The sequence below is a fragment of the Mycobacterium sp. ITM-2016-00318 genome, assembly GCF_002968285.2.
Lineage (GTDB): Bacteria > Actinomycetota > Actinomycetes > Mycobacteriales > Mycobacteriaceae > Mycobacterium.
In genome coordinates this window covers 2,195,274-2,213,357 of the sequence record NZ_CP134400.1, presented here as the reverse complement: position 1 = coordinate 2,213,357, position 18,084 = coordinate 2,195,274, and the positions used below count along the sequence as shown (strand labels likewise).

General features: G+C 67.9%; 18 protein-coding genes. 6 read left to right on the top strand and 12 right to left on the bottom strand.

Going from position 1 to position 18,084, the window contains the following annotated elements:
- The first annotated feature begins 9 nt into the window (after positions 1-9).
- Complete coding sequence (locus tag C6A82_RS10675) at positions 10-1,647, top strand: CocE/NonD family hydrolase (protein WP_233216731.1); 1,638 nt, start codon at positions 10-12, stop codon at positions 1,645-1,647.
- Here the strand turns inward: C6A82_RS10675 and C6A82_RS10670 are convergent.
- Positions 1,636-2,184 carry a DUF1802 family protein gene (locus tag C6A82_RS10670; RefSeq protein WP_105341877.1) on the bottom strand — a complete coding sequence of 183 codons (549 nt, stop codon included), beginning with the start codon at positions 2,182-2,184 and terminating at the stop codon, positions 1,636-1,638. The two genes, C6A82_RS10675 and C6A82_RS10670, sit on opposite strands and share 12 nt — an antisense overlap.
- A gap of 11 nt (positions 2,185-2,195) precedes the next feature.
- Positions 2,196-2,477, bottom strand: coding sequence for a DUF2277 domain-containing protein (locus tag C6A82_RS10665; protein WP_105341870.1), 282 nt, complete (start codon positions 2,475-2,477; stop codon positions 2,196-2,198).
- Between the two features lie 22 nt (positions 2,478-2,499).
- Between C6A82_RS10665 and C6A82_RS10660 the strand changes: the two genes are divergently transcribed.
- From C6A82_RS10660 to C6A82_RS10650, 3 genes are all read left to right on the top strand, one after another.
- A complete protein-coding gene (locus C6A82_RS10660) occupies positions 2,500-3,264 on the top strand; it encodes an enoyl-CoA hydratase (protein WP_105341868.1) in 765 nt (254 codons plus the stop codon).
- Between the two features lie 73 nt (positions 3,265-3,337).
- Complete coding sequence (locus C6A82_RS10655) at positions 3,338-4,885, top strand: IS1182 family transposase (RefSeq protein WP_311101844.1); 1,548 nt, start codon at positions 3,338-3,340, stop codon at positions 4,883-4,885.
- Between the two features lie 166 nt (positions 4,886-5,051).
- Positions 5,052-5,618, top strand: coding sequence for a class I SAM-dependent methyltransferase (locus tag C6A82_RS10650; RefSeq protein WP_105342027.1), 567 nt, complete (start codon positions 5,052-5,054; stop codon positions 5,616-5,618).
- On the opposite strand, the gene C6A82_RS10645 is transcribed toward C6A82_RS10650, so the two are convergent.
- The 8 genes from C6A82_RS10645 to rimP all read right to left on the bottom strand — a co-directional run bounded on the left by C6A82_RS10645 (position 5,615) and on the right by rimP (position 13,832).
- Complete coding sequence (locus tag C6A82_RS10645; protein WP_233216737.1) at positions 5,615-6,076, bottom strand: hypothetical protein; 462 nt, start codon at positions 6,074-6,076, stop codon at positions 5,615-5,617. The genes C6A82_RS10650 and C6A82_RS10645 overlap by 4 nt on opposite strands.
- 106 nt (positions 6,077-6,182) lie before the next feature.
- A complete protein-coding gene (locus C6A82_RS10640) occupies positions 6,183-7,517 on the bottom strand; it encodes an MATE family efflux transporter (RefSeq protein WP_105342029.1) in 1,335 nt (444 codons plus the stop codon).
- 17 nt (positions 7,518-7,534) lie between these two features.
- Entirely contained in the window at positions 7,535-8,533 is a 999-nt protein-coding gene (locus C6A82_RS10635; protein ID WP_199193597.1) for a bifunctional oligoribonuclease/PAP phosphatase NrnA, read from the bottom strand.
- The gene (rbfA, locus tag C6A82_RS10630) at positions 8,520-9,011 is read right to left on the bottom strand and encodes a 30S ribosome-binding factor RbfA (protein WP_105342032.1); all 492 of its coding nucleotides are present in this window, start codon (positions 9,009-9,011) and stop codon (positions 8,520-8,522) included. Before rbfA ends, C6A82_RS10635 begins: the two co-directional genes overlap by 14 nt.
- A complete protein-coding gene (gene infB / locus C6A82_RS10625) occupies positions 9,011-11,734 on the bottom strand; it encodes a translation initiation factor IF-2 (RefSeq protein ID WP_311101780.1) in 2,724 nt (907 codons plus the stop codon). The genes rbfA and infB overlap by 1 nt, the downstream gene beginning before the upstream one ends.
- A 91-nt stretch (positions 11,735-11,825) precedes the next feature.
- Positions 11,826-12,185, bottom strand: coding sequence for a YlxR family protein (locus tag C6A82_RS10620; protein ID WP_199193564.1), 360 nt, complete (start codon positions 12,183-12,185; stop codon positions 11,826-11,828).
- 49 nt (positions 12,186-12,234) lie between these two features.
- Positions 12,235-13,278, bottom strand: a complete 1,044-nt coding sequence (gene nusA / locus C6A82_RS10615; protein WP_105341471.1) for a transcription termination factor NusA — start codon at positions 13,276-13,278, stop codon at positions 12,235-12,237.
- Positions 13,275-13,832, bottom strand: a complete 558-nt coding sequence (gene rimP / locus C6A82_RS10610; RefSeq protein ID WP_199193565.1) for a ribosome maturation factor RimP — start codon at positions 13,830-13,832, stop codon at positions 13,275-13,277. Before rimP ends, nusA begins: the two co-directional genes overlap by 4 nt.
- 130 nt (positions 13,833-13,962) lie before the next feature.
- Between rimP and C6A82_RS10605 the strand changes: the two genes are divergently transcribed.
- Both C6A82_RS10605 and C6A82_RS10600 read left to right on the top strand, forming a co-directional pair.
- Entirely contained in the window at positions 13,963-14,466 is a 504-nt protein-coding gene (locus C6A82_RS10605) for a hypothetical protein (RefSeq protein ID WP_105341474.1), read from the top strand.
- Entirely contained in the window at positions 14,463-14,963 is a 501-nt protein-coding gene (locus C6A82_RS10600; RefSeq protein ID WP_311101779.1) for a ferritin-like domain-containing protein, read from the top strand. Before C6A82_RS10605 ends, C6A82_RS10600 begins: the two co-directional genes overlap by 4 nt.
- A gap of 2 nt (positions 14,964-14,965) precedes the next feature.
- On the opposite strand, the gene C6A82_RS10595 is transcribed toward C6A82_RS10600, so the two are convergent.
- The gene (locus C6A82_RS10595; RefSeq protein ID WP_105348777.1) at positions 14,966-16,711 is read right to left on the bottom strand and encodes a proline--tRNA ligase; all 1,746 of its coding nucleotides are present in this window, start codon (positions 16,709-16,711) and stop codon (positions 14,966-14,968) included.
- A 23-nt stretch (positions 16,712-16,734) separates the two neighbouring features.
- On the bottom strand, positions 16,735-18,069 hold the full coding sequence (locus C6A82_RS10590) for an adenylate/guanylate cyclase domain-containing protein (RefSeq protein ID WP_105348775.1): 1,335 nt from the start codon (positions 18,067-18,069) through the stop codon (positions 16,735-16,737).
- Positions 18,070-18,084 lie beyond the last annotated feature (15 nt).

Sequence of the window (18,084 nt, the reverse complement as noted above, 5' to 3'; positions counted from 1 at the left end):
CTGGATGCAGTGACCAAAGCCAAGACACTCATCGGTCGCACCCTTGGCCGCCTTCTGGGCCTGCCACCGCACACCTCCGAATACGACGTGATTCGCGGTCTGCGAGTTCCGATGCGCGACGACGTCGACCTGCGCGCCGACCACTATCGGCCACTGACGCCGAAGCCCGCGGGGACGCTGCTGGTCCGCACGCCCTATGGCCGCGGATATCCCGTCTCGGTGCTGTTCGGCAGCGTCTACGCGTCCCGCGGCTACCACGTCGTCGTGCAGAGCGTTCGCGGCACGTACGGGTCGGGGGGCGAGTTCAGCCCCTTCTCGAGTGAGATCGCCGACGGCGCCGACACCGTTGTGTGGCTGCGTGACCAGCCCTGGTTCACCGGCTCGTTCGGCACCATGGGCGCGTCCTACCTCGGCTTCACCCAGTGGGCGCTGCTGACCGACCCGCCACCGGAGTTGGCCGCCGCCGTCATCACCGTCGGACCGCACGATGTCAGCGGACCCCGTTGGGGCACCGGCACATTCGGGCTCAACGACTTCCTCGGCTGGAGCAACGACGTGGCTCACCAGGAGGATCCACGCCGGATCCGCGGCGTCATGCGAATGATCCGATCCCGACGGCTGCTGGCACGAGCGGCCTCAGACGTGCCCGCAGGCGAGGCGGGCCGGAAGCTGCTCGGCACGGGTGCGCCGTGGTACGAGCCGTGGCTCGAGCATCCCGAGCACGACGACCCGTTCTGGACGCCGACGAAACTGCAGGAGGCCCTCGAACACTCCGAGGTGCCCGTGCTGCTGCTCAGCGGATGGCAGGACCTGTTCATCGAGCAGACGCTGGAGCAGTACATGCAGTTGCGTCGCCGCGGCGCGCCCGTCGCCGCGACCATTGGGCCGTGGACGCACGCGCACATGTTGACCAGAGGCGCGCCGACGGTGCTCCGCGAGTCGCTCGCCTGGTTCGACAGCCACGTCGCGGGAAACAGGGGTGCGGAGCGCAGCCGGGTGCGCGTTCACGTCAACCACGACGGCTGGCTCGACCTCGACGACTGGCCGCCGCAGATGCCCGAGCAGGTGCGGTATCTGCAGCCGGGCGGGCGACTCGGGAACGCGGTGCCGCCCGACACGGCGCCGGTGTCGACATTCACCTACGATCCTGCGAATCCGACGCCGACCGTGGGCGGACGGTTGCTCTCCCCCGAAGGCGGTTATCGCAGGGACGACAGGCTCGCAGAGCGCACCGACGTGCTGACGTTCACCGGCGACACGCTGTCGCAGGACCTCTACGTTGTCGGCAGTCCGGTACTCGAGCTGTCGCACTCGTGCGACAACCCGCACAACGACCTCTTCGTCCGTGTCGGCGAGGTCGACGCCAAGGGGCGTTCCCGCAACGTCAGCGACGGATATGTCCGTCACACAGGGGATCAGGGAGCCATCACGATCAAGCTCGACGCCGTCGCGCACAGGTTTCGCGCCGGCTCCCGCATCCGGGTGCTGATCGCGGGCGGCTCGCACCCGCGGTTCGCGCGAAACCTCGGCACAGGCGAACCGCTGCTTACCGGACGGCGAATGCGGACCGCGACCCACACCGTGCGCCTCGGCGAAGGTGCGTCGCGGCTGCGGTTGCCCGCAGGGCGCCTGCCGTCAACCGACTGAGGCACGCACGCGCGCGGCGATGTCGTGCAGCGTCGCGTCGTCGTGCACCGGCGTCGACCACGTCGGGTTGACCGGCAACGGCACCCAGCTGATGCAGCCGGTGTACTCCGGCCTCCTGAGTAGCCGTTCCGGCACTGCCAGCGGGCTTACCTGGACAACCAGCACCGTCAGCCGGTGCTTCGGCCGGAAGTCCAGCCGATCGGCGCGTACCGACTCGGCAGTCCAGATGTGCTGAGTGGCAATCTCTTCCAGCCCTTCGGGCCGGTTCACCTCGACGGCGGCGACGACCTTTGCGCCCGCCCGAAGCACGACCTCGCTCTCGCTGCTGTCGGCGGCCGCGGGCTTCAGCAGGTCGCGATGCTCGGGACGCACCCGATGCGCGTGGCTGTGGGCGACGGTCGGAAAGAACAGGAAGTGCGGCGAGTCGAGGGTGAAGCGCTTCTCGTGGATTCCGCCCTTGCGCAGCAACACGGTCTGCCGGCCGTCGAGCATCGCATGCACCGCCGCGCTCCATTCCTTGAGCGCCGGCTGAGTCAGCGTCGTCGCGGTCACCCGGCGCTTGCGGTTCGGGCCTCGATGCGCGCCAGGACCTCGGGGCGCCGCAACGGCGGAACGGTCTTGGGTGGCTGTTTACGCGGCGGCAGGGAGGCCAGCAGCCGCGTCGTGGTGGCAGTGACCTCGGCGACGGCCGCCTCGAACGCGTCGACGTTGGCAGCGGTCGGTCGCGTCACGCCGCTGACCTTGCGGATGTACTGCCGCGCTGCGGCCTCGATCTCTTCGTCGGTAGCGGCCGGTTGCAGGCCGCGCAGCTCGGTGATGTTTCGGCACATGCGTCCACGATAGGTTCAGACCATGACGAACGCCCACGATGACGTGCTGCTCATCGAGACCGCAGACCGGGTGCGCACCCTGACGCTGAACCGGCCGCAATCACGCAACGCGCTGTCCTCCGCGCTGCGCAAGCAGTTCTTCGCCGCGCTACGCGACGCCGAGGCCGACGACTCCGTCGACGTCGTCATCCTGACCGGTGCCGACCCCGTGTTCTGCGCCGGACTGGACCTCAAGGAGCTCGGCGACACCACCGAGCTGCCCGACATCTCGCCGAAGTGGCCGCCGATGACCAAGCCGGTGATCGGCGCGATCAACGGCGCGGCCGTCACCGGCGGCCTCGAACTCGCCCTCTACTGCGACATTCTCATCGCCTCCGAATCGGCCCGGTTCGCCGACACCCACGCCAGGGTGGGACTGCTGCCGACGTGGGGCCTTTCGGTGCGGCTGCCGCAGAAGGTGGGCGTCGGCATGGCCCGCCGGATGAGCCTCACCGGGGACTATCTGTCGGCTACCGAAGCGCTTCGCACCGGGCTGGTCACCGAGGTGGTGCCGCACGACGAGCTGCTGCCGACCGCGCGACGGATCGCCGCATCGATCGTCGGCAACAACTCCAAGGCGGTCCGCGCGCTGCTGGCGTCGTATCACCGCATCGACGAGTCGCAGACCGACCAGGGTCTGTGGATCGAGGCGGCGTCGGCCCGGCAGTGGATGGGCACTGCGACCGGTGACGACATCGCGGCCAACCGCGCCGCCGTCATCGAGAGGGGCCGCGCACAGGTGCGCTGACCGCCTAGGAGACTGCTGAATTATTGCGGCGTGGCGGGGGTGCTTGTGCTGGGGTTTTCGGGATCATTAGATGGTGCAGGGTCGATCTGATGATCAGCGAGAGTTGTTGGATGCCGAGTCGGTGGCCGGGCATCTTCTGAAGTCCGACAGTGTGTTTGCGTTCCTGTCCGCACATCGGAGTGAGTTGTTTCCTGAGGAGATGTTCGCCGATCTGTTTCCCTCGCGGCGGGGTCGGCCCAGTGTTCCGGCTGAGGTGATGGCCAGCGTGATCACCCTGCAGGCGCTGCACGGCCTGTCGGATAACGAGACCGTCGACGCGGTCACCTTTGACCTGCGGTGGAAGGCGGCCTGCGGATTGCCGATCACCGCACCGGCGTTTCACTCCACGACGTTGACCTACTGGCGGCGCCGACTGGCGGCCTCAGCTCGGCCGAACCGAATCTTTGAGGCGGTCAAAGCCGTCGTCACCGAGACCGGCGTGTTGGCCAAGAAGACGCGGCGGGCGTTGGATTCCACCGTCCTCGATGATGCGGTGGCTACTCAGGACACCGTGACTCAGTTGATCGCCGCGATCCGGCGGGTCCGCCGCGAGGTTCCCGCCGCCGCAGCGGTGATCGAACAGCACTGCACTGCTCACGATTACGACGACCCGGGCAAGCCCGCGATTGCCTGGAACGACAAGGCCGCCCGTGACGCATTGGTAGATGGCCTGGTCAGTGATGCTCATCGAGTGCTCGGGCATCTACCCGAGCACGAACTCGATCCTCGGGCTGCTGAGGCGGTGGCGTTGTTGGCGCTGATCGCCGGCCAGGACGTCGAACCGGTCGAGGGCTCCGATGGCACCGACGGGCACTGGCGTATCGCGCAGAAGGTCGCCCCGGATCGGGTGATCTCCACTGTGGATCCCGACAGCCGCCACGCCCATAAGACGGTGCACCGCCGTCAGGACGGGTTCAAAGCCCACCTCGCGATCGAACCCGACACCGGGATCATCACCGACTGCGCGCTGACCAAAGCCAGCGGATCTGACAACCACGAAGCCGTCATCGGGTTGGCCCTCCTGGAGGACGAGCCGAGCCCGGTGCGAGTGCTCGGCGATTCGGCCTACGGCACCGGTGCGACTCGCGCTGCGCTCGCCGAGGCCAAGCACACCACGATCATCAAACCGATACCCCTGCGCTCCCCGGTACCCGGCGGATTCACCACCGATGACTTCACCATCGATTTCGACGCCCGCACCGTCACCTGCCCGGCCAACCACACGCTGCCGATTCCGCCCAGCGGCGGAGTCGGTTTCACAACACGTTGCCGCTCATGCCCTTTAGCGTCTCAATGCACTACCGCGGTTAACGGACGCAAACTCACCCTCAGTGAGTACGAACCGCTGCAGCGCGCAGCCCGCAGTCGAGCACGCGACCCCGAGTGGCAAGCCGAGTACCGCCAGCATCGGCCCATGGTCGAACGCTCCATCGCCTGGCTCACCCGCAACAACCGCAGAGTCCGCTACCGCGGCGTCACCCGCAACGACCACTGGCTGCACCACCGCAGCGCCGCACTCAACCTGCGTCGCCTCATCTCACTGGGCCTGACTCACACCGGAACTACCTGGGCTATCGCCTAACACAGTTGGATTCCGGCCTTGCCGACCGCGAGATCCAGTGTCACGCTCGATTTCGGCGGGGCGACCTCTTCTGTCGACCCACGGGTCTGACTTCACACCGCCGCACGACGGCTCGAGGCGCCCCGCCCCAACGCCACTAATTCAGCAGTCTCCTAGGCTGCCGACTGTGAACAAAGCGCATGAGATGTGCGGCAGCGACGAGTGGCGGCAGGCGATCAGGGATGTGATCCTGCCGTGGGCGTTGAAGGACACCGACCTCGGCGACGACGTGCTCGAAGTCGGGCCCGGCTACGGCGCCACCACCGATGTGCTCAGCCGGGCGGTGCCCCGGCTGACGTCGGTCGAGATCGACGACGAGCTGGCCGCCATGCTGACCGACCGCTTCGCCGACCTCCCGTCGGTCGAGATCGTCAACGCCGACGCGACCTCGCTGCGATACGACGACAACCGGTTCTCCGGCGCGGCGTGCTTCACGATGTTGCACCACGTGCCGACCGCCGAGTTGCAGGACCGGCTCTTCGGCGAGATCGCCCGCGTGCTGCGGCTTGGCGCCCCGCTCGTCGCCAGTGACAGCCTTGGCAGCGAGGAACTCGAGGCCCACCACGAGGGCGACACCTACAACCCGATCGATCCATCGACGCTGCCCGCCCGGCTCACCGTTGCCGGCTTCGGCGAAATCGACGTCCGCATCAATGAATTCGGTTGGGCCGTCGTCGCCCGGGTGGCCGGTTAGGGCTGCGGCCCGAACGCCATATCGACACGGATCAGCTGTGCGATACCGGGCTGGTCGGTCACCGGCTCGGAGGGGCTCGGCCCGAAGGTCGAGCTGGGGACTCCCTCCGGCCCGACGAACGCGACGTTGAACGCGGGCCTGACGGGTGCAGCCGTGATGTACATGACCTGACACGTGCCGTCCTTCACCCGCGACCGGAAGAACTGACCGACGGCGACCTTGGGAGCGTCCGCGCTGCCCGACGCTTCTGACAGCACCACCGACGAGCCACGGCGGACTGCCGCCAGCGATCCGGCACCGGTGCATTGATCGGGTTCGGGGATCTCGGTGTAGGACTTGTGGATCACCACCTGGACGGCGGTGCCGACGGTTCCGGCGTCCGGCTCTGCCGCGGCCGTCGACACCGGGACGAGGCACAGCAATGCCACGGCGCCGGTGGGGTACGCGAGCCTGCTCATCGCACTGATCCTTCCAAACCCGTCGCCGAGACTGCGGCCAGATCGCGATATCGCCCGAAAAGTCGATCTCCCAGCAGACTCCGAAGGAAAACAAACCCGACGGTGTCTAAGACGTCCCCGGCACCAACCACCGGCCGGAGAACGCACGCCAGCCGACGAAGACGAGCCTCAGCACCATGAAGGTGCTGAGGCCGGTCCATATGCCCAGCAGGCCCCAGCCGAAGATCAGCGACAACCAGATCAGAGGCAGGAAGCCGACCAGCGCGCTGGTCAACGTGGCGTTGCGCATGAACTTCGCGTCGCCGGCACCGAGCAGGACCCCATCAAGTGCGAAAACTATCCCGGCGACGGGTAATTGAGCCACCATGAACCACCACGGCACACCGATCGCGGCCAGTACGGAGCGGTCGTCGGTGAACACGGTCGGAAACACCGATGCGCCGACCGCGAAGACGCCGGCCAGCACCGCGGACGCGACTGCGGAGAAGATCGTCACCCGCCATGCGACGGACTTGGCGTGTGTCAACTCGCCTGCGCCGAGCGCGGCACCCACCAGCGACTGCGCCGCGATGGCCAACGAATCCAACACCAGCGCAAGGAAATTCCACAGCTGCAACACCACCTGGTGAGCCGCCACGGCCGCCGCACCGAACCGGGCGGCGACGGCTCCCGCCGAGACGAAGCAGGCCTGGAAAGCCAGCGTCCGCAGCAACAGATCTCGACCCATGGTCACCTGTGCGCGAAGCACTTCCGGCTGGATCCGCAAGGCCACCCGTTCCACCAGAAGCGCACGGCAGAACAGCAGAGCCGCGAGCCATTGGCCGATCAGGTTGGCGATCGCGGATCCGGCGAGTTCCAGCCGGGGCATGCCGAGCCAGCCGTACACGAGCAGCGGGCACAGCACAGCCGACATCGCGAACCCGAAAACCACATAGCGCAGCGGCCTCGCCGTGTCCTGCACCCCGCGCATCCAGCCGTTGCCCGCCGCGGAGATCAGGATGGCGGGCACACCGAAGATCGCGATCCGCGCCCACGGCAGCGCCGCGGCAGCGATGTCACCACCGGCGGCAAGTGCGGAAACCAGTGGCACCGCGACGATCTGGAAGATCGCGATGACCAACATCCCGATTCCCACAGCAAGCCAGGTCGCTTGAACCCCTTCACCGACCGCCGCCGCCCGGTTTCCCGCTCCGAAGAAGCGGGCCGAGCGCGCGGTGGTGCCGTAGGACAGGAACGTCATCTGGGAACTCAGCGTGGTCAGAATCAACCCGCCGATGGCAAGCCCGGCCAGGTTGAGTGCACCAAGCCGTCCGACGACGGCGAGGTCGAACAGCAGGTAGATGGGCTCTGCCGCGAGCACCCCGAGCGCAGGCAGCGCCAGTCCGGCGATCCGGCGACCGGTCGCCTGCGCGACAGGAAGTTCCGGTTCGGGGTCAACCAAGGCGCCGCTGGCGCCCGTCAGCCGAGAGCAACGGAGAGCGCCTGGACGACATCGTCGGCCGATCCGGACGTCGAGTAGCCGGCGGCGTGCGGGTGTCCGCCGCCCCCGAACTGGCTGGCGATGGACGTGAGGTTGAGCGACTTGGCCCGCATCGAGACCGACCAGCGTTCCGGTTCGATCTCCTTGAACACCGCGGCGACCTCGGCCTGCTGGGTGGTGCGCACGATGTCAACGATGCTTTCGACCTCTTCGGGCCGTGCCTCGGCCCATTCCTCGTGTCTGACAACGGCATAGACGAAGCCGCGGCCGTCGACAGCATCGGGCAGCAACTTCGCCGACGCCAGCACGCGCGACAACATCGGCAGCCACGCGAACGGATGACTGTCCAGCAGCGTGCGACTGATCGAGGCATTGTCGACGCCGAGCTCCACCAGCCGGGCGGCCAGCCGGTGGGCACGCGCGCTGGCCCACCGGAACGATCCGGTGTCGGTGGTCAGCCCGGCGTACAGACAGTGCGCCACCCCGGCGTCGATCGGCTTGTCCCACGCGTCGAGCAGCTCGGCGACAAGCATCGTGGTCGAGTCCGCTGACGCGTCGACGAAGTTGGCGCTACCGAACAGCTGGTTGGAGGCGTGGTGGTCGATCACCAGCACCTCGCGTCCCGGTTCGGCCAGCTTCTCCAGCGAGCCAAGCCGGTTCACGCTGGGGATGTCGACGGTGACCACCAGGTCGGCGTCGCGGCGCATGTCGGCGGGCGGAATGAGCAGGTGACCGCCGGGCAGCGACTGCAGGGATTCGGGCAGACCCGAGGGTTCGGCGAAGCTGACCTCGACGTCCTTTCCGGCATGGTCGAGGACGAGCGCAAGCGCCAGGCCTGCGCCGACGGTGTCGGCGTCGGGATAGACGTGACACACCACGCTGACAGAGCGCGCGGAATTCAGCAGGTCGGCCGCCCCGTTCGCGTCGACGCGCTGACCTACCAGGTCTGCGTCGATCTTCGGGTCAATCGCGGTCAACGGTGTCCTCAGCGTCTCGCTCGTCATCCAATTCCCCGCTGTCCTCCGCCCGATCCTGACGATACGGGTCGGACTCCCCTGCGTGCTTGGCACCCTGTCGAACTCTCGCCAAATCCTCATCTGCGGCGCGGGCGCGGGCGAGCAACTCCTCCATCCGGTTGGCCGCATCGGGCACCGTGTCGCGCGCGAATGCCAACGTCGGGGTGAAGCGCACGCCGAGCGCCGCGCCCACCTTGCTGCGCAGCACACCGGTCGCCTTCGACAGCCCGGCGGCCGCGCCGTCGTAATCCGGCTCTTCGTCGAGCGAACTGCCCAGCACCGTGTAGTACAGCGTGGCGTCGTGCAGGTCGTTGGTCACCTTGGCGTCGGTGATCGTGACGCCGGCCAGCCTCGGATCCTTGACCTCGTACTCGATCGCCATGGCGACGATCTCGGATATGCGCTTGGCCAGCCGGCGTGCCCGTGCCGGATCAGGCATTAAGTGCGTGCCTTCTCGACGAGTTCGTACGTCTCGATGACGTCGCCTTCCTTGATGTCGGAGTAGGTGAGCGTCAGACCGCACTCGTAACCGTCGCGGACCTCGGTGGCGTCGTCCTTCTCACGACGCAGCGAGGACACCGTCAGGTTCTCGGCGACCACGACGCTGTCACGCAGCAGCCGTGCCTTGGCGTTGCGACGGATGATGCCGGAGGTGACCAGGCAGCCGGCGATGTTGCCGACCTTGGACGACCGGAAGATCGCCCGGATCTCCGCGCGGCCCAGCTCCTTCTCCTCGTAGATCGGCTTGAGCATGCCCTTGAGCGCGCTCTCGATCTCGTCGATGGCCTGGTAGATCACCGAGTAGTAGCGGATCTCGACGCCGTCGCGGTTGGCCAGCTCGGTCGCCTTGCCCTCCGCGCGCACGTTGAAGCCGATGATCACCGCATCCGAGGCCGACGCCAGGTTGACGTTGGTCTCGGTGACGCCGCCGACACCGCGGTCGATGACACGCAGTTCGACCTCGTCGTCGACCTGGATGCCCATCAGGGCTTCCTCGAGCGCCTCGACGGTGCCCGCGTTGTCACCCTTGAGAATCAGGTTCAGCTGACTGGTTTCCTTCAGCGCCGAATCCAGGTCCTCGAGGCTGATCCGCTTACGGCTGCGCGCGGCCATCGCGTTGCGCTTGCGCGCACTGCGGCGGTCGGCGATCTGACGTGCGATCCGGTCCTCGTCGACGACGAGCAGGTTGTCGCCTGCACCGGGCACCGACGTGAAACCGATGACCTGCACCGGTCGCGACGGCAGCGCGGCGTCGACATCCTCACCGTGCTCGTCGACCATGCGACGGACACGGCCGTAGGCGTCGCCCGCGACGATCGAGTCGCCGACCCGCAGTGTGCCGCGCGAAATGAGCACGGTCGCCACCGGTCCGCGGCCGCGGTCCAGATGCGCCTCGATGGCCACACCCTGGGCCTCCATGTCGGGGTTGGCCCGCAGGTCGAGGGCGGCGTCGGCGGTCAGCAGCACCGCCTCTTCCAGCGCCGCGATGTTGGTGCCCTGCTTGGCGGAGATGTCGACGAACATGGTGTCGCCGCCGAATTCCTCTGGCACCAGACCGTATTCGGTCAGCTGCCCGCGGATCTTCGACGGATCGGCACCTTCCTTGTCGATCTTGTTGACCGCGACCACGATCGGTACATCGGCCGCCTGCGCGTGGTTGATGGCCTCCACCGTCTGAGGCATGACGCCGTCGTCGGCGGCGACCACCAGGATCGCGATGTCGGTGGCCTTGGCGCCGCGGGCGCGCATGGCGGTGAACGCCTCGTGGCCCGGGGTGTCGATGAAGGTGATCAGCCGTTCGCCGCCGTCGAAATCGACGGCGACCTGGTAGGCACCGATGTGCTGGGTGATGCCGCCGGCTTCCTCCTCGCGGACGTTGGCCTGGCGGATCGTGTCGAGCAGGCGGGTCTTGCCGTGGTCGACGTGACCCATGACGGTGACCACAGGAGGACGACTCTCCAGGTCCGACTCGTCGCCCTCGTCCTCGCCGTAGGTCAGGTCGAAGGACTCCAGCAGCTCGCGGTCCTCGTCCTCCGGGGACACGACCTGGATCTTGTAGTTCATCTCGCTGCCGAGCAGCTCCAGGGTGTCATCACCGACCGACTGGGTCGCGGTGACCATTTCGCCCAGGTTGAACAGCGCCTGCACGAGGGCGGCCGGGTTGGCGTCGATCTTCTCGGCGAAGTCCGACAGCGATGCGCCGCGGGCCAGCCGGATGGCCTCGCCGTTGCCGTGCGGCAACCGCACGCCACCGACGACCGGCGCCTGCATGTTCTCGTATTCGGCGCGTTTCGCCCGCTTCGACTTGCGGCCGCGCTTGGGTGCCCCGCCGGGACGACCGAAGGCGCCTGCGGCGCCGCCACGCTGACCGGGACGACCACCGCCACCTGGACGGCCGCGATAGCCGCCGCCCGCGGGTGCGCCGCCGCCACCGGGTCCGCCGCCACCGGGTCCGCCGGTGCGGTAGTTACCGCCGCCGCCACCGCCGGGACGTCCTCCTCCGCCGCCGCCGCCGCCGGGGCCGCGGCCGCCGGGTGCCGGACGGGGACCGGCTGGACGGCCGGTAGCGCCTGGCCGCGCGCCAGGTGGGCGGGGAGGCATGTTGCCCGGCGTGGCGCCGGGCCGAGGGCCGCCGCCAGGGCGGGGCGCGCCGGGCCGGGGGGCCTGAGGCCGGGGAATCGCACGTTCGACCGGCTGCGCCGAGGAGAACGGGTTGTTGCCGACGCGCGGTGTCCGCGGTGCAGGCTTGGGACCCGGCGTCGCAGGCCTTGGCCCCGGCGTCGGGCCGGGACGTGTTGGTGCGGGAGCCGGTGCGGCCGCCGCCGCAGGGGCAGGTGCCACAGGCTCGGCCGGTGCTGGTGCCGCTGCCGGCGCCGCAGGTGCGGCCGGCTTTGCCGCTGCCGGGGCCGCCGCCGCGGGCGCGGGTGCCGCCTTGGCCGGTGCCGCTTTCTTGGCGGGTGCGCCGTTGCCGTCGGCCTTGGCCTTGTCAGCGGCCGATTTCGCGCCACCAAGGGATTCGCGCAGCCGGCGCGCGACGGGGGCCTCCACGGTGGAGGATGCGGATTTAACGAATTCGCCCTGTTCACTCAGTCGGGCGAGTACTTCCTTGCTGGTTACACCGAGTTCCTTAGCCAACTCGTGTACGCGGGCCTTGCCTGCCACTTCTCTCCTGTCTTAGAGGCGACAGCGGTGGGAGGGCCGCGCCTCGGGTTTAGCTATGACGCATGGTCATCGTCTGGACTTCACGGTGTGCTCATGTTCTTCGCTGCCTGTTCTGTGCCGGGAGCCGACGCGCCTCGAGTGATGCTCCGATCAACTCCAAGTGCTTCGACACCGCGGATGTTTCCGGTGAACCGGTGATGCGCAACGCTCGAGCGAATGCTCGCCGCCGGATTGCTGCGTGCAGACACTGCTGGTCAGGGTGCAACCAAGCGCCCCGCCCAGGCAGGTTACCTGCTGCGTCAACGGTTACGGCGTAATTGCCATTCCCGCCGCCGCGAGCAACTACCCGAAGCAGTCCGGAGGCCAGCTCTCGCTTCCGGCAGCCGACGCATGTCCGTACGGGTCCATCCGTACTTCGATGCGGCGAAGCCGAAGTCTCGCGCTGGATCACGCCTGAGTCTACCGTCTGGGCCCTGACGATCCGAAACGGCCGATATCCGCTATCGGTTGTGAGGCACCCTCTGCGTCGCACCCGGATTCGGTGCGGCCTCCGGCGCGGTGGCCGCGTCGCTTCTGATATCGATCCGCCAGCCGGTCAATCGGGCCGCGAGGCGGGCGTTCTGCCCTTCCTTGCCGATGGCCAACGACAGCTGGAAGTCGGGCACCACGACTCGCGCCGCGCGCCCCGCCTCGTCGATGACCTGCACCGACACCACCTTGGCCGGTGACAGGGCGTTGGCGACGAACTTGGCCGGGTCCTCGTCGTAGTCGATGATGTCGATCTTCTCGCCCGACAGCTCACTCATCACGTTGCGCACCCGCTGGCCCATCGGACCGATGCACGCGCCCTTGGCGTTGAGGCCGGGCACCCGAGAGGTCACCGCGATCTTGGACCGGTGCCCCGCCTCACGTGCCACCGCGGCGATCTCGACGGAACCGTCGGCGATCTCGGGCACCTCGAGCGAGAACAGCTTGCGAACCAGATTGGGGTGCGTGCGCGACAACGTGATCAAGGGCTCGCGCGCGCCGCGGGTGACGCCGACGACGTAGCAACGCAACCGGTCGCCGTGTTCGTAGCTCTCGCCGGGCACCTGTTCGGCCGCCGGGATCACGCCTTCGGAGCCCTTCGTCTCACTGCCCATCCGGACGACGACGAGGCCGCGGGCGTTGGCGCGACTGTCGCGCTGGATGACGCCGCTGACGATCTCGCCCTCGCGGGTGGAGAACTCGCCGTAGTTCTTCTCGTTCTCGGCGTCGCGCAACCGCTGCAGGATCACCTGCCGCGCGGTGGTCGCCGCGATGCGGCCGAACCCCTCTGGCGTGTCATCCCATTCGCTGAGGACGTTGCCGTCCTCGTCGGTCTCACGCGCCAACACCTGCACGACGCCGGTCTTGCGATCGATTTCGATGCGAGCGTCGGCTTCATGGCCCTCGGTGTGGCGGTATGCGGTGAGCAACGCCGATTTGATGGTGTCGACGACGACCTCCACCGAGATGCCCTTGTCGGCCTCGATGGCGTGCAGTGCGGCCATATCGATGTTCATGCACCAGCCCCCTTCCCGGTTTGGCCCGTCAGCTCGACCTCGCGCTGGCTTGGCGGAGAAAACTCCACCTGCACAACGGCTTTGGCGATCTCACTGAGTGGCAGGTCGCGTACCGAGTAGTCCCCCCGACGCTTTTCGGCCACCACGACGCCGACGGCGCCGTCCCTGGTCTCGCCGAGCCTGCCCATCAGCTGTGAGCCGTCGGTCAGCGTGAACTCGACCTTGCGGCCGCGGGCGCGCCGATAGTGCTTCTCCTCGGTGAGCGGCCGGTCCACGCCGGGCGAAGTCACCTCGAGGACATACGGCGTTGCGGAATTCGCCGGGTCGGCGGTGTCGAGCAGTTCGGACGCGGACCGCGAGAGGGTGGCGATCGAATCCAGGTCGAGGCCCTCGTCGCCGTCGGCTATCACGGTGATGCGCGGCGGACGCGCGGCGGCGTCGATGACGACGTCCTCGATTTCGTATCCCGCGCGCGCGAACTCGCCGTCGAGTAGCTCGATCACCTGCTTCTGCGAGGGCAATCTCGCAGACCGCAGCTGCGGATCCGATGCCACGGCGAGCTCCTCATGTTGAATTGTTCCGACGGTGGCAACGATACGCCAGTGAACTGCAGGCGAACTGCAATCCCGCACCCACGCCCAGCGAATGCACAGACCCGCTTGGAGGCAATGGCAGGATGGCGCTGTGCCAAGCGCCCTTCCCGTCGTCAGCAGGCGGCGCATGCTGGTCGGGACCGCGGCTCTTGCGGTGGTCGGCGCCACCGGCGTCGCCTGCGGCAAGCCGGCGCCGCCGCCGGAGTTGGCCGAGTTGACGAGCCAGCTGGAGGCGGCCCACAGCGACAGCCAACTGGCCAGTGACGCCGCCGACGCAGCGAAGCCGCCGCAGCGTTCCGCGCTTGCCGCCGTCTCAGCGGAGCGGTCGAAGCATGCCGAGGCGCTGACAGCCGAGATCGCCCGGTTGACCGGCGAGCAGGCCACGTCGACGTCGGCGACCACGACCACCACCGCAATGCCTGCGCCCCCGCCGACAGCGAAGGACGTCGTCGCCGCACTGAAGAAGTCGGCCGAGAGCGCGGCGCAGTTGGCCGCCGAGATGTCGGGCTACCGAGCCGGGCTGCTCGGTTCGATCGCCGCGTCGTGCACCGCGGCCTACACGGTGTCGCTCGCGGCGCGGGAGGGAGCGCCGTGACATCTGCCGAACCCACCCCGACGACATCGGACGCCGCGGAACCGACCAGCCCGAGCCGACCGCCCGACTCCGACGCCGCGGCGCTTTTCGACGCGGTCACCACCGAGCACGGGGTGATCTACGGCTACGGGTTGGTGTCGGCGCATTCCACCCCCGACGACAACGACCTCGTCGCATCGTCGATGAAGGAGCACCGCCGACGTCGCGAAGCCGCGATCGCGATGCTCGACGGGCGCGGTGTGGACCCGCCGCTGCCCGCCGCCGGCTATCAGGTGCCCATGCAGGTCGACAACCCCACCGATGCGGGGAACCTCGCGGTGCGCATGGAGGAGGATTCGGCGGTGGCCTGGCGAGCGGTGCTCGAACAGGCTGCGACCGCCGAGGAGCGTGCTTTCGCGGTGAAGGCCCTGACCCAGACGGCGGTGACCGCCGCGCGCTGGAGCAAGGTGCTCGGCGTCTGGCCGATCACCGTGGCCTTCCCCGGCGGCAGCGAGTAGAACTAGCCGGTGAGTGCCCGCGCGATCTCGGTGGCCGCTCCGTTGACGGCGACCTCGCGCGTCTCGCCGGAGAACCGGTTGCGCAGTTCGACCACCCCGTCGGCCCAGCCACGGCCGACGACCACGATCCACGGCATCCCGATCAGTTCGGCGTCCTTGAACTTGACACCGGGTGAGGACTTGCGGTCGTCGAGAAGCACCTCGACGCCGAGCCCGTCCAATTCGGCGGCCAGCGCGTCGGCGCCCGCTCGCGCTGCCTCGTCCTTGTTGGCGATGACGACATGGGCGTCGAACGGCGACACCGACGACGGCCAGCGCAGGCCGAGCTCGTCGTGCTGCTGCTCGGCGATCACCGCAACCAGCCGGGACACCCCGATGCCGTAGGAACCCATGGTCGGGCGCACCGGCTTACCGTCCTCGCCGAGCACATCGACGGTGAAGGCGTCGGTGTACTTGCGGCCGAGCTGGAAGATGTGGCCGATCTCGATGCCGCGCGCCGACACCAGCGCACCCGCCCCGTCCGGCGACGGGTCGCCGTCGCGCACCTCGGCGGCCTCGATGGTGCCGTCGGCGGTGAAGTCGCGCCCCATCACAAGGCCGACAATGTGTTTGTTGGGCGCATCGGCGCCAGTGATCCACGATGTGCCGTCGACGATGCGCGGATCGACCAGGTAGCGAACGCCGTTCTCCCGCAAGCCTTTCGGGCCGACATAACCCTTCACCAGGAACGGGTTCTTGGCGAAGTCCGCATCGTCGAGCAACGCGTACTCGGCCGGGTCGAGCGCCGCGCCGAGCCGCTTCTCGTCGACCTCGCGGTCGCCGGGCACCCCGACCGCCAGCAGTTCCCATTCGCCGCCTGGCCGGCGGGTTTTGAGCAGGACGTTCTTCAGGGTGTCGGCCGCGGTGATCTCCCGCCCGAGGTCGACGGTGTTCGCCCAGTCCACCAGGGTGGCGATGGTCGGTGTGTCGGGGGTGTCGTACACCATGGCCTCGGGCAGGCCGTCGGTCGGCTGCGGGTCGGGAGCCGCGGTGACGACGGCTTCGACGTTGGCGGCGTAGCCGGAGTCGAGACAGCGCACGAAGGTGTCCTCGCCGATCTCACTCTCGGCGAGGAACTCTTCAGAGGCGCTTCCGCCCATCGCTCCCGACACGGCGGAGACGATGACGTAGCGGACGCCCAGAGTGTCGAAGATGCGCTGGTAGGCGTCGCGATGGCGGTGGTAGACAGCGCGCAGGCCGTCGTCGTCGACGTCGAACGAGTACGAGTCCTTCATCACGAATTCCCGCCCCCGCAGGATGCCCGCCCGTGGCCGCGCCTCGTCACGGTACTTCGTCTGGATCTGGTACAGCAGCACCGGAAAGTCCTTGTAGCTGCTGTACTCCCCCTTCAGCGTCAGCGTGAACAGCTCTTCGTGGGTGGGACCCAGCAGATAGTCGTTCTGACGACGGTCCTTGAGCCGGAAGACGCCGTCGCCGTATTCGGTCCACCGGTTCGTGGTTTCGTAAGGCGCGCGCGGAAGTAACGCGGGGAACAAGATCTCCTGCCCGCCAATCGCATTCATCTCATCGCGGACGACGCGCTCGACGTTGCGGAGTACCCGCAGACCCAGGGGCAGCCAGCTGTACAGACCGGGGCCGACGGGGCGGACGTAGCCCGCGCGGATCAGCAGCTTGTGGCTGGGGACCTCGGCGTCGGCCGGGTCGTCGCGAAGCGTGCGCAGGAACAACTCGGACATGCGGGTGATCACAGCCCGCTAGCTTAGGCGGTTCCTCAAGCCGCCTTGACCCGGAAGACCTCAGTGTCCTCGGGCAGTCCTTTCAGTCGGTGGAGTCCCAGGCCTTCGAAGACAAGCCCAGACCCTGCGGAGAGGTCGCGCACGGTGCGGCTGGTCAGCACCTCCCCGACCCCGGCGATGGCGCCGATGCGTGCGCCGACGTGCACGGCCATACCGCTCCACTCGTCGCCGCGCTTCTCACACTCGCCGATGTGCACGCCTGCGCGGATCGGTATGCCATGGGTGGCCAGAGCCGGTATCAGGTCGAGGCCGCACCGGGCGGCCTTCGTCGGACCGTCGAACAGCGCGAAGATTCCGTCACCGGTGTGCTTGGCGCGTCGACCGCCGTAGCGCGCCAGCACGACGTCGACCAGGTGGTCGTGGTCGTCGAGCTGCCTGCGCCAGTGGTCGTCGCCTTGCGCAGCAAGCATTTCCGTAGAACCGACGATGTCGGTGAAGAGAACAGTGCTCAACACCCGTTCGGCAGGAGCAGCATCTGCCTGTCGGCCAATGAATTTCAGCACTGCTTGTGGAAGCAGCTCGACAAGGTCGATAGCGTAGTGCTCGCCCGGCGGCAACTCCTGCAGCTCGGCATTCGGTATTCGGGCCGCCAGCTCTGTGGCGGACTCGAAGGGTGCGATGCGGTCTCCCCGGCGGCCAAGCACCAGGGTGGGTGTGCGGACGCTTTCCAGCACAGCCCGGATGTCCATGTCCTCTACCGCCTGCCACATCAAGCGCGCCATCATCGGACTTGCGGACGCCCGCTGCTCCCTGCCCCACATCTCTCGGACACCCGGTACGTCGGCGACAGGCCCGAAGAAGAAATCCGCCAACGCTCCCTCGCCCCAATTGTTTTCGATGTCTTCATGTCCCGCCACGAATTGTTCTGGCGTGAGCCCCCATGGGCGATCAGGCAGTTCTTGTGAGAACCTGGCAGTGGTGCCCATGAGCAACAGCGAACGCACTCGCTCCGGATAGGTTGCGGCGAACAGGAGGCTCATCGGGCCACCCTCCGAGATCCCGATCAGCGCCGGGTATTCGATGTCGGCCGCGTCCAACACGGCACGCAGATCGTCCATACGTTCGTCGATCGGCGGGACATGGGAGACAGGGTCCGACAGCCCCGTGCCGCGTTTGTCCCACACGATCAGTCGCACATGCCGGCTCAACCGCTCCGCGACTCCGGCATACAAGGTAGTGGGGTCGTCGTAGAGATCGACATTGCTGACCCATCCAGGGACCAGCACGACAGGGATGTCACCGTCGCCCATCACCCGATAGGCCAGCCGAATGTCCCCGTTGCGCGCGTATCTGACGCGACCGGTGCTCACGTCGCAAAGTGTGTC